The 239-nt window shown below is 58.2% G+C and carries 1 pseudogene; it reads right to left on the reverse strand.

Features of this window, described 5'->3' with window-relative positions:
* Nucleotides 1-113 precede the first annotated feature (113 nt).
* A pseudogene (locus tag ACWGS8_RS35220) lies at nt 114-239 on the reverse strand (IS5/IS1182 family transposase); the annotation flags it as partial.

A 239-nucleotide genomic window follows, 5' to 3' on the forward strand; every position in this document is an offset into this window, starting at 1 on the left:
TGAGCTCCCACCCCCAGCCCTGTGCAGCTTCAGCCGATCCGACTGCATGGCAAACCTGCCAAGCGGGCGAGCCTTCTTGCCTTCAACCTTGACAGGGAACATGAGAGCTAGGGTCAGGACTCATTGATCCAGAAGATGAAGGCTGCAGCGAAGGCGATCGCCGACAGGAAGGTGTGAGCACATCGGTCGTATCTGGTGTGGATGCGTCGCCAGTCTTTGAGGCGTGCGAACATGTTCTC

It is taken from the genome of Mesorhizobium sp. 43Arga (assembly GCF_053714255.1).